12 protein-coding genes are annotated in these 15,120 nt (G+C 37.7%); 2 read left to right on the plus strand and 10 right to left on the minus strand.

From position 1 onward, the window contains the following. Window positions 1–75 precede the first annotated feature (75 nt). Window positions 76–261 (plus strand): H-type small acid-soluble spore protein, encoded by a 186-nt coding sequence (locus VIO64_RS08500; RefSeq protein WP_331917118.1) that lies wholly within the window; start codon window positions 76–78, stop codon window positions 259–261. A 95-nt stretch (window positions 262–356) separates the two neighbouring features. Here VIO64_RS08500 and VIO64_RS08505 read toward each other — a convergent pair whose 3' ends face one another. The 3 genes from VIO64_RS08505 to VIO64_RS08515 all read right to left on the minus strand — a co-directional run bounded on the left by VIO64_RS08505 (window position 357) and on the right by VIO64_RS08515 (window position 6,204). After that, complete coding sequence (locus VIO64_RS08505) at window positions 357–2,156, minus strand: YceG family protein (RefSeq protein WP_331917120.1); 1,800 nt, start codon at window positions 2,154–2,156, stop codon at window positions 357–359. Window positions 2,157–2,256: 100 nt separating this feature from the next. Next, window positions 2,257–3,183 carry a glycoside hydrolase family 11 protein gene (locus VIO64_RS08510; protein ID WP_331917122.1) on the minus strand — a complete coding sequence of 309 codons (927 nt, stop codon included), beginning with the start codon at window positions 3,181–3,183 and terminating at the stop codon, window positions 2,257–2,259. 210 nt (window positions 3,184–3,393) lie between these two features. Further along, window positions 3,394–6,204 (minus strand): glycoside hydrolase family 11 protein, encoded by a 2,811-nt coding sequence (locus VIO64_RS08515; RefSeq protein WP_331917124.1) that lies wholly within the window; start codon window positions 6,202–6,204, stop codon window positions 3,394–3,396. 734 nt (window positions 6,205–6,938) lie between these two features. On the opposite strand from VIO64_RS08515, the gene VIO64_RS08520 reads away from it, so the two are divergent. Beyond that, the gene (locus VIO64_RS08520) at window positions 6,939–8,306 is read left to right on the plus strand and encodes an ABC transporter substrate-binding protein (protein WP_331917126.1); all 1,368 of its coding nucleotides are present in this window, start codon (window positions 6,939–6,941) and stop codon (window positions 8,304–8,306) included. A gap of 108 nt (window positions 8,307–8,414) precedes the next feature. On the opposite strand, the gene VIO64_RS08525 is transcribed toward VIO64_RS08520, so the two are convergent. The 7 genes from VIO64_RS08525 to VIO64_RS08555 all read right to left on the minus strand — a co-directional run bounded on the left by VIO64_RS08525 (window position 8,415) and on the right by VIO64_RS08555 (window position 14,909). Beyond that, window positions 8,415–9,731 carry an amidohydrolase family protein gene (locus tag VIO64_RS08525; RefSeq protein ID WP_331917128.1) on the minus strand — a complete coding sequence of 439 codons (1,317 nt, stop codon included), beginning with the start codon at window positions 9,729–9,731 and terminating at the stop codon, window positions 8,415–8,417. A 19-nt stretch (window positions 9,732–9,750) separates the two neighbouring features. Next, window positions 9,751–11,022, minus strand: a complete 1,272-nt coding sequence (locus VIO64_RS08530) for a hypothetical protein (RefSeq protein ID WP_331917130.1) — start codon at window positions 11,020–11,022, stop codon at window positions 9,751–9,753. A 44-nt stretch (window positions 11,023–11,066) separates the two neighbouring features. Next, window positions 11,067–12,131: a DUF58 domain-containing protein gene (locus VIO64_RS08535; RefSeq protein ID WP_331917132.1), complete on the minus strand. Its 1,065-nt coding sequence runs from the start codon at window positions 12,129–12,131 to the stop codon at window positions 11,067–11,069. Between the two features lie 3 nt (window positions 12,132–12,134). Then, complete coding sequence (locus VIO64_RS08540) at window positions 12,135–13,106, minus strand: MoxR family ATPase (RefSeq protein ID WP_331917134.1); 972 nt, start codon at window positions 13,104–13,106, stop codon at window positions 12,135–12,137. Between the two features lie 56 nt (window positions 13,107–13,162). Next, the gene (locus tag VIO64_RS08545) at window positions 13,163–14,095 is read right to left on the minus strand and encodes a stalk domain-containing protein (RefSeq protein ID WP_331917136.1); all 933 of its coding nucleotides are present in this window, start codon (window positions 14,093–14,095) and stop codon (window positions 13,163–13,165) included. A gap of 233 nt (window positions 14,096–14,328) precedes the next feature. After that, on the minus strand, window positions 14,329–14,691 hold the full coding sequence (locus VIO64_RS08550) for a spore coat protein (RefSeq protein ID WP_331917138.1): 363 nt from the start codon (window positions 14,689–14,691) through the stop codon (window positions 14,329–14,331). After that, window positions 14,688–14,909, minus strand: coding sequence for a hypothetical protein (locus tag VIO64_RS08555; protein ID WP_331917140.1), 222 nt, complete (start codon window positions 14,907–14,909; stop codon window positions 14,688–14,690). Before VIO64_RS08555 ends, VIO64_RS08550 begins: the two co-directional genes overlap by 4 nt. Window positions 14,910–15,120: the final 211 nt, after the last annotated feature.

Here is a 15,120-nt window from a genome sequence, read left to right on the forward strand (position 1 = left end):
ATATAAAGTGTTTTTACAGCATAGAAGCAATAAAAAAGGACATAATAACTCTAAAAGCGAAGGAGTTGTGGCGGATTGGACTCTATAAGGGCAAAAGAAATAATATCATCTGGAGATGTAATTCAGGTTTTATATCAGGGATCTCCCGTATGGCTTGAAAATGTGAAAGAAAACAATACAGCTGAGGTTACAAGGCTGGATAGAAAGGATAAGATTGAAGTACCGGTTTATCTGCTTGTGGAGAATAAAAGCTTAGTTTAAGGTTATATGAGGGTTTATTTGCATGGAAGCACTAGTGTTATGTGTTGGTTAATGTGTTTTGCAAATAAACCCATTAGTATAAAGTATAAGTAAGGTTAGGTGTATTTCCAGTTCTTATTTACAATCCTGCCTCTGTCATATGTGTAGGTAAAAAATATTTTACCAGCCATAAGCTCAAACTCGTATTTCTCAATACGATATTTCATTGCTGTGTTTTTTATGTTTTCTATATAGTATTTTTCTACTGCTTCAATGAAAAACTTGTCTCTCTCATAGTATAAGAGGTTGGTTTGGTCATACCTGCTTTGAAGTAAAGCAACTTTATAGTCCCTTTCATTTGAAAGATAACTGAAAAATCCGTCGAACTGTATGGCTATTCTGTCAAACCTAAAGGTATTATAATTGTCCATTACCTCAAGGTTGAACGCTGTAAAATTGTTTTCCAGAAGATCAATTATATATTTGCTTGGAACAGCCAGGTTCAGATTTTGGCCTTCATCAAAACCTGCAGTAGTTAATCCAACCAGCTCACCGAACATGTTAAGAAGGGCTCCGCCGGAGCTTCCTGCCGAAGTAGGCGTAGTTATTTGAATAAATTCGAATCTGTCATATTTTCTAAAGCCTGAAACAATCCCATCAGAAAAGGTATTCATAAGACCAAAAGGGCTTCCGATAGCAACAACTCGCTGGCCTCTTACCAGATCTCCTGTTTTTGAAATCTCTATCGGCTGTGTCCTAAAGTTTATTTTTATCAGTGCAGTATCCTTGTGGACATTGGCATTTATTACAGTATAGGTTTCATAAAGGTTTTCCTCGCTCATGCCTTCAAATAAAACGCCAAAGAAGCATGCATTTTGGAGAACATGATAATTTGTCGCGATTAGCCCGTTGCTTCCTATAACCACACCGGAGCCTCTACGAATAAACTCTCCTTTGTCATTGAATGCTATAATCATAACGGTTGACGAAGAAAGTGCAGCAAGCTCTTCAAGAGACATTTCACGTTTTCCGCTCCCTGAAGGATCCCTTCGGGTTATAGGCGGTGCTGTTATAGGAACAGACGATTGGGCAGGGATCGGAATAGATGGTGAAAATCCAATGTTATTTATACTGGCAGGAGGTATATTGTTTGATTGCATAACTTTAGCAGGGAAACTCTTTAATTCCTCTGTCCTTGCAAGTTTTATAAGTGCTGAATGAGCATTACCATTATCTACCTCACCAAATTTGCCGTCAGTCAGTGTATTTATATACAATACGTCTGCACCAAGCTTGGAAAGAAGCAAAATAAAATATACCTCATGTTCTTTTATATTGCCGTAATAAATAATCTTGGGGTTGTATTCGGTTTTTTGGAAATCTATGTTCCTAAAAGTTGGGCATGCAAACTTTTTTAGCCAGCATATCAATTTTATGTAGAGGTTTTTAAGGATTGTAGAAGTGACTGAAGGAGAATTCTTTTTATATAGGTTGATAATGTCAATAAGTCCGTTTTGAAGGGCATTACCTAAAGGTCCAATTGAGATATCAGGTAATAATGCTGGTATGTTGCATACGGAAATAAGGTTTTCAGTAGCCGTTATATGTAAAAAACTATCCTGCCAGAGTTTATTTATTTCAATAGATATATCGTTTTCAATCAATATCGGTATATTTTCTGTAAATCTAAGGTACATATGGCCAAGCCCCGAAAGCTTATTGTCTAGGTCGGCCAGCTTTTTATAATAGTCTTCATTCGGATCGGATACTCCGATTGACCGATAGCAGTATACAGGTATTACTGTTGAAGCACCCTTTGAAAAGCCTTTTCTATTGGCTAATGGAGTAGTAATGTCATCCATAATTTTGTCAGAATAGAGGAGTGTGGTTTTGATCGGCTTTGATATATTAATCATAATATAAAGCTCCGTTTCAATCAGTATTTTTTGACCATGAATATATATTAATGCTTTCTGCAGGCACCCATGCAGTCAAGATTGGGCCCCTATCTATAGATTAAGTTATCGTTCTATTGTAGCTTGCAATGTATATGACATCTGCCATATTTATTGCTCCATCTCTGGTTAAGTCATAATAGTCGACAAACTTTGAATCACCTCTTACAATGTTAAATTTAGGAGCAAGTAAAATAACATCTGCCATGTTTACAACACCATCACGATTAATATCAACACTTATTGTAGGAATTTGCGTAGGAGCTGGTCCTTTAGTGGGTGTAGAAGAAGCACCTATTGTAATTTCCATCTTAGTCATATCAGCTTTACCGCGGCTTTGATATCCCTCTACCACCATGGAGACTTCATATAACTTCCCCATCTTCATTCCTTTAGCTTCCCATGCTTTAAAGTGATCGCTAACAGTTATGGTTCCGCTTGTACGTTTCGTTGTACGGATACTCCAATACTGCTGGAAAGTTGCGGTGCCAATAATGGAAGGTTGTTGAGTTCGTGTGGTCTCAAATATTTCATATGTACCCCCATCAACGGTAATTGTGCCCTTTGGTTGATATTGGTTTCCCGGTGGTTTCCAGGTACCAAAGCTGTCTATGATGTAATATTCTACAAGTGGATCTTTTGTCCAACCATAGACAGACATATATGAATTACCGTTTGGTTGGTAGTTGCAAGCGTAATTTAATGTTATTTTACCATATTCCTGGTACGTCTTGGTTGAACCGAGTTTCTTGCCTGTACGGAATAATATGTTATTGATATTACTCCATGAGCAGCTGAATGTGCCGCTGCCATTTAGGGTCATGGTCCCAGTGCCGTTATCCTTCCAGTATTCATAATCGTAGCCGTCAATGGTGCCAGTAGCATTTGCAGTGAGCGTTGTTGCCGCCCGCACACTTATCGGAAAGAAAGTAAAAAGGATAGTAAAACACATAAAAACTGAAACAATTACCATCAACTTTTGTTTCATTTTACACCCCTCCTTCTTTAAAATTTGTGTTGAATAACTATAATATAAATATAACATAATTCATAATATAGTTATACAGATTAACTTTACCATAATAGTGTATTAATAATAGCATAAAAGATATGAAAATCAATAGAAAAATGGACAGAATAGCTTAAACATTCTGTCCATTTTATATATGTTTATTAAATATAAACTATCTTGATACCATTAGTTGGGCAATGTAGTATGAGCGATATTGTCATTTGCTCTTAATGCAATGCCCTTTCTACTAAACAATTCACTTAAGGTTACAAATTCATAACCTTGACTCTGAAGCTTGGGGATCAATATGTCAAGTGCTTCAGGAGTTGGATGAGGCAAAGGCTGTACGTCATGCATAAGAAGTATAGTGCCGTCTTTAGCTCCAGCTATAATGGTATCGGCTCTCTGCTGAGCAGTTGTTGATGTACTCCAGTCATTACAAGTAACACCCTGTACGAAAGTCAAATCAACAGCATCATACAGTGTCTGGCTGTAAGCAAGGTTTGGTGCACGGAAGAACTTTGGTGTTACGCCCGCATACTGCAAAATAGCAGAATTTGTTTTACTAATAGAGTCCTTTATTGCTGCTGATGACATTCCACTCATACTATCATAACCCCATGAGTGATTTCCAATTTCATGGCCTGAATCAACAATTCTTTTAATTATAGAAGCTGTGCCGCTATTTACCTTTTGTCCGATCATCATAAAAGTTGCAGGCACTTTATACTTGTCAAGTTTGTCTAGTACCTTTGCTGTAAGTGTGTTGTCAGGACCATCATCAAACGTAAGTGCCAGAAGCTTGGCATTAGGATTTGAAGTTGGTTTTGGTGAAGAAGTTGTTGGACTCGGATTTGAACTTGTATTTGGTACGGTACTGCCAAGGAGTTGCCCCATTTTTTCAGCAAATCTCTTACCAAATGTAACTTGCGAATCATGATCATAATGGAGATTATATGTTAAATCGCTAGTATCCTCAACCAGGCCTGATGATGAAATTACATGGCAGTTCTTAATTAGTGAAGGCAACTGAGCAATTAACTTATTGTGCCCTGCACAATCACCTGTTTGAAGAAGTTCACCAGCGAGGAAAGGAATGTCACCCAGTCCCAAGTCTCTTTTCAGGTTTGATACCAGTGTATTTACTTTGCCAGGCCAACTAGCTTGACCGCTATCTGTTTCGCCCTGAACAAAAAGAATACCTTCAATCACTCCGCCCCTTTGCTGTGCAAGTTTGCAACGTTCGACAATCCAGTTATATTTGGTAGTCAGGAAATAGTCAATACCTTTGCCGTTTTCAGCACATGGTATTAATCCGATAGTATCATTGGCTGGAAGTTGATTTATTAAAGTCTTGGCAAACCAGTCTCCAGGGCCGATGGCACCCTGATAAGCTTCATGCAGAGGTGGAACTGCCACACCCCACTGATTGGTAGTATAACCCAATGCAAGTATACGGGGATTTGTCACCTTGTCAGACGCTTGAGCCTTAGGATATCCTGACATATTAGATTGGCCCAACAACAGGAAGCAGCGGAATTTACCGGCAGTTGACGTAGGCGTTATTGTAGATATTGTAGGTGTTGGTGTCACTTTTGTTGTTGCAGTTGTAGAAGGTACAGCCTTGCCAAAATATGTTGCAATAGCAATGACATCCGCCATGTTTATGGCACCGTCATTATTTATGTCATACGCAGCAACATATTTTCCATCTCCAGTTACCGAATTAAATTTGGTAGCTAGTTGGATAACGTCAGCCATGTTTATAATACCATCATTATTAAGATCGCCCTTAAATGATGAACCTGAAGGTACTGTAGAAGGTATTATTGAAGGTGATGTTCCGCCTCCGAACGTAAACCAGTCAATGTTTACAGGACCTGAGAATACCAAATACAAGTCATTAACTCCTGCAGCATTGCTAATGTTACACGTTTGTTCCTGGTATGTGTCCCAGTCCCCTGTTGGTGCTACGGACAATGTACCTACGAGGGTGCCGGTAGGACTGCCTAATCTTAACTGGATATTGGTATTGCTTGAACCTGCAACAAGAGCTTTAAACGAGTTTGCACCGCTTCCAAAGTTCACGTTTCTAAAGACAAGATTGTTACCGTCTTCTATATAGCCTATACCGCTTCCACCGTTTCCTGTACCGATAGTTTCTATAGTTGATGAAGTGTAGCTGCTGTAGTTTTCTGCTTCTATTTTATCAAAAGCACTTATTTGAGTTGTGCTTGATGTAGTAGGTCTTGTAGGTGTCGGGCTTGGAATGCTGGATACTGATGGTGATGATGATGAAGAGCCGAATGTAAGGTCCATCTTAGTCATATCAGCTTTACCACTGCTTTGATATCCTTCTACCACCATGGAGACTTCATACATCTTCCCCATCTTCATTCCTTTAGCTTCCCATGCTTTAAAGTGGTCGCTGACAGTTATTTTTCCGCTTGTTCTTTTAGACGTACAGATACTCCAGTATTGTTGGAAAGTTGTATTTCCCTTTATGGAAGGTCCGGTCCTGCTGTTCTGATATACTTCATATGTACGCCCGTCAACTGTAATAGTACCTTTTGATGGTATATTATTTCCCGGTGGCTTCCAGGTGCCATAGCTATCTATAATGTAATATTCCACAAGTGGGTCTTCTGTCCACCCATAAACTGCCATATATGAATTGCCGTTTGGCTGGTAGTTGCAGGTATAATCTATTGCTATACCGTTATAATCCTGCCATGCCTTAGTCGAACCAAGCTTCTTTCCTGTACGGAATAATATGTTATTGATATTGCTCCAGGAGCAATTGAAGGTGCTGCCACCAGTGAGAGTCATGGTTCCGGTACCATTATCCTTCCAGTATTCATAGTCATAGCCTTCGAAAGTGCCGGTTTCATTTGATGTAATCGTTTTTGTCGCCGCCTGTACGTTTGCCGGAAACAAGGTAAACAAGATAGTAAAACACATTAAAATGGAAAAAATTACTCTTATTTTTTGTTTCACCGTACACTCCCCCCTCTTTGTTTAAATTCTTGTTTCATTTTAAACTCCACCTTCCTTCTATAAAATTTGGATTAGGTAAAATATACTATAAATATATCATGTCTCATAAAATATTTACACGTATTAACTTTACTATATTTCTATAAAATTAACTGTCCTTCCATAGATAGAACATGTACTTTCTCCATTTCTTCATTATGAGATACCGAATGATTCGTGCAAGAAATGCCCATTGAGCAACATACAAACTCGTCATGTAATGGAAATTATTTTGCCTTGCCTGATCTTTTTTCATAAGTACATGAAAATATTGCAGTAGAATTGTATAATCTTGTTGCCAAACTTTGATATATTAATATTTTGGTTTCTGAATGTGAAATTTTTGCTTCACTATTTCAAAATATTATAAATCCATAGTAATTTTATGTATGCATTTTAATCCAATTTTCAAAATTATGTCGTGTTGCAATTAAGCAATAAAATCGGTTGAAATAAGGGGGTTTGAGGAATAACATATTACTATAAGAAACCTTGATAACCAATTTAAGACAGTGTTTTAGTGTGAGGGGGGTGACCTGTATTAAAATAGAGACATGTTTGTGGTTTTAGTTATAATCTAAAAGATTATGTATCTTAAATTGGTTATCTTTATATACAAGAGTAGATAAAGAATCGTGGTAAAAGCTGTTTTGCGGTTAAAGTTTTTTAACCGATATAAAAGGAGGGGAAGGATAATGAAAAAATCAAAGAAAGTATTGGCGTTGCTGGTATGTATTTTTATGACAACGGGAACATTAACGGCTTGTCTGTCAGATAATCCCGGAGAAGGCGGTTCAGAAAGCGGTGAGAATGCAACACCTGTGGTAAGTAATAGTGGAGATAATAAAGAAGTAAATAAAAGCCCGGAAGATTACAAGGGAGAAATAGTATTCTGGCACTTTAACAGCAGTGAGGGACCAAAGATAAGTCAAGCATTCAACAAATTATATCCGAATGTAAAGGTAAAGACTACCATTGTATCCGACAGAGATTCCCAGTATCAGAATAAGTTGACGGCAGCCCTTAGGGCTGGTGTGGGAGTTCCGGATGTATTTGTTGCAGAGTCGGCATTTGCAAAAAGGCTTGTTGAGATGCCCGGTGCTTTTTTAGACTTGACAGAGAGAGCAAAGGATGTAGCATCAAAAATGATACCATTTACAGTACAGGTGGGAACAGACAAGAACGGGGCATTAAAGGCATTATCTCACCAGGCTGCACCGGGAGCTATAGCATATAAGAAGACTGTTGCAAAAAAATATCTGGGAACTGATGACCCAAAAGCAATTGCAGAAATGCTTTCCTCAGAGGAAAAAATGCTTGAAACAGCAAAAATACTTAAAGAAAAGAGCGGAGGAAAGGTTGCTTTATTCCCGACATGGGAGGAGCCAAAGAAAATGTATTTAGGTGCACGATCCAAAGGGTGGGTTGTGGATGATAAGCTTAATATAGATCAAAAAGTTATGGAATTGATAGACTTTTCCAAGAATCTTAGGGATAACAAGTATGAGAGCGGGCTGACCCAATGGACACCCGGTTGGTCATCGGCCATAGCCGCTAATGAGACATCAATGGTATGGGCATTGCCGCCATGGGGAGTTCCATGGATAATTAATTCCAATGACAAAACTGCTGCAAATGGAGGAAAATGGGGTATCACAAACCCACCGTTTAAATACTTCTGGGGAGGAACCTGGATGGGTATTTACGCCAATTCACAAAATCAGGATATTGCTTGGGAATTTGTTAAATTCTTTACAGCCAATAAAGATACTGTGAAGAAATGGGCTCTAGATAACCAGGACTTCCCGAATAATCTGGAAATAATTGCAGAAGGATCACCAAGTGACAGCAACATTGTAGGAGCAAACCTATTCAAATTCTATGAACCATTCGTAAAAGATATTAACGGTGAAGTCCTTACACAGTACGATGATATAATAGAAAGAACATTTGATGATGTCATGGTGTCATATCTTGCAGGAAAGTACAAGACAAAGGATGACATGGTTAAGGCGTTCAAGGATAAAGTTAAGACAAACTTGAAAGAGATCCAAGTAGATTAAAGCCAATAGTTTTGAACCTTTAAATATTAGCCCCTTAGTATAGATAGATAATATAAAAATCTTGCATTTGACCTTGGCAAAAATCTTTAAACCCTCGTTTATGCCGTGTCAGATGCAAGATTTTTCAATTGCATTAAGTATGGCATCAAGTGCTGATTTTGGAAGCCATGTGCCTCTAACCATTACTCCGGACATGCTCTTAAGATTTTTAATATCATTCAAGGGATTTTTATCAAGAAGCAGCAGATCCGCTCTCTTGCCAACTGATATAGTACCGAACTCATCAAGCCTATTCAAGCATTCCGCAGCGTTTTTTGTTCCTGCCTTAATAGCCTCAAAAGGGGTCAGCCCTGCTTCAACAAGGTTTTCAAGTTCTTCGTGTGCAGAGAAACCTGGAACTATATAGGGGTTGGGTGAATCGGTACCCAGCAGAATTCTGGCTCCTGCTTTATGCAGCTCTCCCACAACGTGTTTTTGATAATCATCGTAATTATCAGGAATAATTAGTTTACTGCTTGCAGCAGTAAGTGCTTTTTGCATGCTGTATCTATACTTCTTTTGAAGGTATCTCATATCACTTTTTTTATCAAATTCATTTGCTTTATCAGGGCTAAGGTATCTTTGCCAGACAACCATTGTTGGGCAATTCCAGACTCCTGCATCACGAAGATTGGCACCATATTGACCGACCGATTCAATGTCGGTTTTGGTCTTTCCTGTAAAGGGGTTAAAAAAACCGATAAGATGTTCAATGCTATGCTGGCCTGCCTTAATGGCACCATCTATTCCTATTACATCAGGGACATGCCCTAAAAAAGGAATGCTCAGCTCTTTTGCAGCTTTTGAGATAGCCATATAGGAATCTTCTGATAATGTGTGATAAATTTTTATAAATTCATAACCCTTTTTCTTTTCGTATTCTACAAATTTTCTTGCATTATTAGGATTTTCAATAAGCTTTGATAAGGGAGGAAAAAATTGAGGTTTACTCTCTAATATTTGACCGCCCGTATAGACATTTGGTATAGGTATATTGCACATAGGTATCTTTTTACATTTGTTTAAAAATGGATGATACCATCCAATATGAATTCCCCACATATTTCTTACTGTGGTAACACCGTTTGAAATGTATAAAGCCCATTCATTTTTTACTCCAAAAAAAGGTGCAAAGCTATTAAAATGTACATGCATATCAACAAGGCCAGGTAAAAGATACTTTTTTCCAGACTTTATAGGTATTGCATCAGAAGGCACAGGGGTATGCCTGCTGTTCCCGATGGTATCAATAAGCCCATTCTTTATAATCACAGTCTGGTTTTCCAGAATCCTATCGTTATTCATGGAAATAACATTTACATCTATAAATGCAGTCGGCCTGTTGGAAAGGTTCAGATCGGCACATAAATTTAACAATGAGTTCATTACAAACATCCCTTCAGATCTATTTATTGACATGCTTTTTTACAAGCATCTCCACCTCACTGGTTTTAATGCTCTCGTTGCTGTATCGGGCCTTGTTGTAGGCTGAGGTAAGTGAAGACATATCTTCTTTATAAAGTACCTCCAGTTCTTTGCCCAATTCATTTGGTGTAAGACTGTCATTGAATCGGTAACCCTTTTTTATAAAGCTCAAAACCTTTTGCTTAAAGATAAACCTGACTTTATCCCTGTCATTGGTCAGATCCCTCCAGGCCAACTCTTTTTTATCAAAAAGATGAAAAATATTTTTAACATTAGATAAATATTTTGAAGGAGACTTTCGGACTATCTCCCTTTCATCTACATATCCAAGCGTGTTTTCTTCAGTTATATTTCCACGGAACTTGTTTGAAAGCCAATTTGCTATTTTCATTGCCAATTTGAAAAATACATAAACAGTAAACACTAAAAAGCCTATTGTTATAACTACTGTCAGGATACTTTCTATAGTTTCCATAAATGTAATATTATTATAAATCTTTTTGCCAAATATGTCTACTTCCTTGCTTTTAGATTCAACTTTATCATTTGCACTGACCAATAGTTTTTCAAAAAGAGTATAGAGCCCTAAAAACACAGATTTTATGAGGGCCAGTATAGAGTTCCAAAAAGGCTTGAACCTGGCTAAACCAATTATTAATATTAATGCAATTACAAGTGAGGTTATGTTGAACTTTAAAATAGTTGAGGGGATATAATGTCTACTTCCTTTTTTAAAAAAAGCAGCCTTTAGCTGGTCAAAGCTGCAAATGGAAAGAAACACGACGATCATTACCAGCCCTGCTCTGTTTAATATGTCTATATGGTTGTAGAGATTAGGTGACATAAGAAACATTACATAAAAAACCAGATATGCTGAGAATAGAACCGAAAAAGCAGGTACAGGGGATTGCCTAAGCCAGTTGTTATTGTTTATTCGTATACCTCTAAAGATTGAGAATGACACCATTAGAGTGTAAAATATGGGGAGAGATATAAAATACCCTATTATAAATGATGCAATTAGGCCTGTAAAAAAGCTTATTATTACATAAAAAGAATTTGATTTGTTTTTAAGAAAATAGCCTAGGAGTATGCCTGTAAGGTAAAAAGCAGCCTGACTTGAAATTACAGGCATAATAAGGCTATCAGGAAATAAGTTTACAGCTGCAAAAAGCAGTATTGGAAAAATAAATAAAATTTCTACAATTGACTGCATAAATTTTGTTAAAATGTATTTTAAAAAAGCAGGCATATAGATCATCCTTTAATATAAGTTTAGGCATGAATAAGTTGCTGCTAATGCAGGTTGAGTACTTCCACATTACAGTTAAAAGCTTTTATCCTTTCAATGCTTTTCTCCATCTGTGCATCAACATAAGATGAAACAATAAGAAAATCTGTATCTTTTACAAAATTATCAGGTAAGCTGTCCAAGAATGCGTGAAACAGCTTTGATCTTTTAAGCTGCATGACGGCCATTGATTCTAAAAGCAGGTTCATGTGGTGTAAGCCGGAGCTTGGGTATATAAGCACAGGTGTTTTATCGTCTTCAGATAAATGACAGTTGCAGCAAAAGCCTGTTTCTATGCTTTTGGATATCATATAATTGGCTATTGAAGCACAATAGGCTACTGCCTTTTCCATAAGGTCAATGTCTGTCTTATCGTTCCAGCTGTCTTCACTGGCTTGGATGTTTAAAAGTATTATAACCCTCATGTTTGATGTGTAATCTGTATTGTAAACTTTAATACTACCGGTTTTTGCTGTTGATTTCCAGTTTATTTTATTCATCGAATCTCCGTACCGGTAATCCCTTATACCTGAAATCATAAAAGGATCGTCAACAATCCACCGTCTCACAACTGTGTCTCCCATCCAGCTGTGGCAAGGAAGGTCCAAATGTTCTACAGGCAATATTTTTGGATATACAATTATGCTGGCTGATAAAGATAATTCTTTATAGGTTTGCACTATGTTAAAGGCATCATTGCATGAAAGCACAGCTGATTTCAGGGTATAGATACCTCGTTTACGGCATATGACATTATGTTTTCGGGTTACTTTGGTAAAAGGCATGAGGCTGAAAAAGCTCCTGTGGAACTGCTGATGCTTGATGAAAAGATTTGCTTGTTTCTGAAACTGAAGGTGGGCGTCTATTTCCGATTCCAACTGCAGCCAAAGTATCGGTATCAGCTTATTATTAGCTATTACTTCTATCATCTGGACTGCTTCACCCTCAAAGACATGAGTTGTACTGAAGCACCTTGAATAAGTGACGTCTTTAAGCCCCCAACGCTTATAAATAACAGCTTGGATATATGCAATGATCAATGTTGATATGATTAATAAACCGGCACTCATAATCTATCTGGGTCCTTTCGAGAGATTATCTTCAGAAGGCACTGCGGTACCCGATATAATCTGATCCAGAACACTTTCTGTGTTCCCGGCATTTCTCCCAAGAATTGAATTTTTTAATATTAATCTGTGACCAAGTACAGGTTTGGCCAGGTACTTAATATCGTCAGGCAGTATGTAACTGCGGTCCTGAAGCACTGCATACACCTGGCAGGCCTTCAGGAGGGCCAGGCTGGCTCTAGGGCTTGCACCCAGTAATATATCAGGGTGATTTCTTGTTTTTTCTATAATCTCAAGAATATATTTCAAAATATCATCGCTTACATGGACTTTGCTGTAGGAATTTTGAGCATCAATGATTTCATCGGCTGATGCAACAGGCTTGATATCGTCAAGGGGATTGTCTGCGATAAACCGCTTCAGGATTTTTACTCCTTCCTCATTGGATGGGTATCCCATAGAGATTTTAAATAAGAACCTATCCAGTTGGGCTTCAGGCAAAGGGAAGGTACCTTGGGTTTCAATGGGATTTTGAGTTGCTATGACCATGAAAGCCTTACCAAGCACTCTGGTTTCGCCATCCACAGTTACCTGTCTTTCCTCCATACACTCTAGGAGGCTCGACTGTGTCCTGGGGGTTGCCCTGTTAATTTCGTCAGCCAACAAAATGTTGGAAAAAACTGGGCCGGGACGAAACTGGAATTCGCAATGTTTTTGGTTGTAGTAATTAATTCCCGTCAAGTCGGAAGGCAGCAGATCTGGGGTGAACTGAATCCTTCTGAAGGAACAGTTCAGAGATTTTGCAAGTGTCTTAGCAAGTATTGTCTTGCCCATACCCGGAACATCTTCTAAAAGTATGTGTCCGGATGTGATTAAAGCTATTAGTGACAGATCTATTATTTCATCTTTTCCTACAATAACCTTGCTAACATTTTGTTTTATCTTCAAAGCAAGCTCTTTAATATTCATAGTATTCATATCAGCACCACCGTCTGTATTATATGTAACTTCGAGGAAAAAAATCCTCGCACTTTTTATTCAGAGTCGATTATATTAAGGACATGATCCTTATATTCATACTTCAAATTCAATTCTTTGCATACCTCAAGTACTGGAATATAATTCTTATCTATGGGTTTGGTATTTAAAACAATAAAGCTTTCTTCATCCTCATCACTGTATTTCTTGAGTTGATATGTATCGGTGGCAGAGTCATATTGGCAATAAACCATAAAAGCCACCATTACAAAAAGCCGGTCTGCGTACAATATTCCCTGCTGATCTATAAGCTGGGCTCCAATAAATTTGTAATCAATGTCTTCGCCATTTATGTAGACCTTAATATTATCATACACATCGGGTGAAGGCTTTTGGGCTTCAGGTGTAGGAGCAGGTGTGCTGATTGGAGTGTATGCATTGGTCTGTGGTGCAGGTGTTGATACTTGTGTCGGGGCCTCTGTAGCAACAAGTTCCGAAATAGGTGTTGCTGATGGCGTAGGTGATTGTGCAGGAACAATATACTGAGGTTCTTTAGTGCTTATCATTACAGCATTTGCAGATTCATCCCAATGGACATCCATTTCTAGTGATTCCGCCAGAAATCTGACTGGAACATAGGTCCTATCCTGTCGTATAAGTGCGGGAACGTCCATGTTAAGACTTTTCCCGTTGACAGAGCAGAAAGGTGTATTGATCCTTAGATCAATGCTATTATTGTCTTTAGTGATTTTCACCATCTTTTTATCGGGTATCCACTCAAAGTCGGCATCAATGAATTCAAGTATTTTGCGTATGGGCACCATAATTCTTCCCTTCACGTTTATCGGATGGGTGTTGGTGATAAGTTCCTTTTTGTTGAGAAATATCTTATAGGTAGAGGATTGTGTATAGCAGGTATTGCTTAAAATAATTAAAAGAAAACTAAGTGTAATCGTGCATAGTATGGTACATCTTGAAAGTTTAAACATTAAATTATCTCCTGGTTTATTTAAAATAATCTTTGAACAATAAACAGAAAAAAGTTGATTAAATGGAAATAAAGAAAAAAATAACATTTGGTCTTTCTTAAAATATCATATAATTTACTTGCTTGTCAACATATTGATCAGGTTGGAAAAGGTGTTGAAGCAATACAAAATAAGGAGTGCTGCATTCACTACTTTCAAGTAGTGCAGCAACACTCCAACTGTAAAGACTAATATTACTGCTTATATGGCAATTGTGTCTTGTAATTGGTGAAAACCTCAAAAGTATCGGTAATTTGAGGGGATGTAGCTAAATCCGCCTGATATTCGCCTAGGTTGAATAATTCTGTAAAGACTCTGTGGTGAATATCCTGGTTCCTGTTTCTATTGTCAATGGCACACTGCCTTAAATCATCATCTAGAATTTCATTTATAGCTATCTGATAGCTTACAAGATTATGTTTTGCTGCTAACAATACATCATTTAACCTGTCCCTTAGGTTTACATTTGCATCCTTAACCTTAGGAAGCTGGTCTGAAACAGGTTTACCGATTTTTTGAACTCCCGTTTTTGATGTTATTACAGATTCGTTTATCATTGTTTGTTTTGCCCTCCTTGTGAGTTATTTGCCTGTTCAATAAATCCAAGCAGATTGCTGTAGTTTTGCTGCGAAATTTTTGAGATATCAAAAAATAGCTGCCTGTATACCGGATTGGTCTCCTGGTTGGCATACTGATAGCACTTCTTCGAGGCTAAAAGCTCCCACGACAGCATGTCGTTGATGTAGCCCAGTTCTTTTGTAGACAAATTTTTCATACAGTTTATCATTCCTTTCCAGATAATTTGTAAAATCATATTAATGAAACTTTTAATATAACCAATTTAGGAGTAAGTCCCGAATTTCGTAGAAATTGAAGGTGGCAGTCCAGACGGTAGTTTGATAAACTATTGTTTGGGAAAACAAAAAATGAAAGGAGCTGCCACATATGAAATTATATCAGATCGGGTCAAAAAAGGGAAAGGAATT

It is taken from the genome of Pseudobacteroides sp. (assembly GCF_036567765.1).
Classification (GTDB): domain Bacteria; phylum Bacillota; class Clostridia; order Acetivibrionales; family DSM-2933; genus Pseudobacteroides.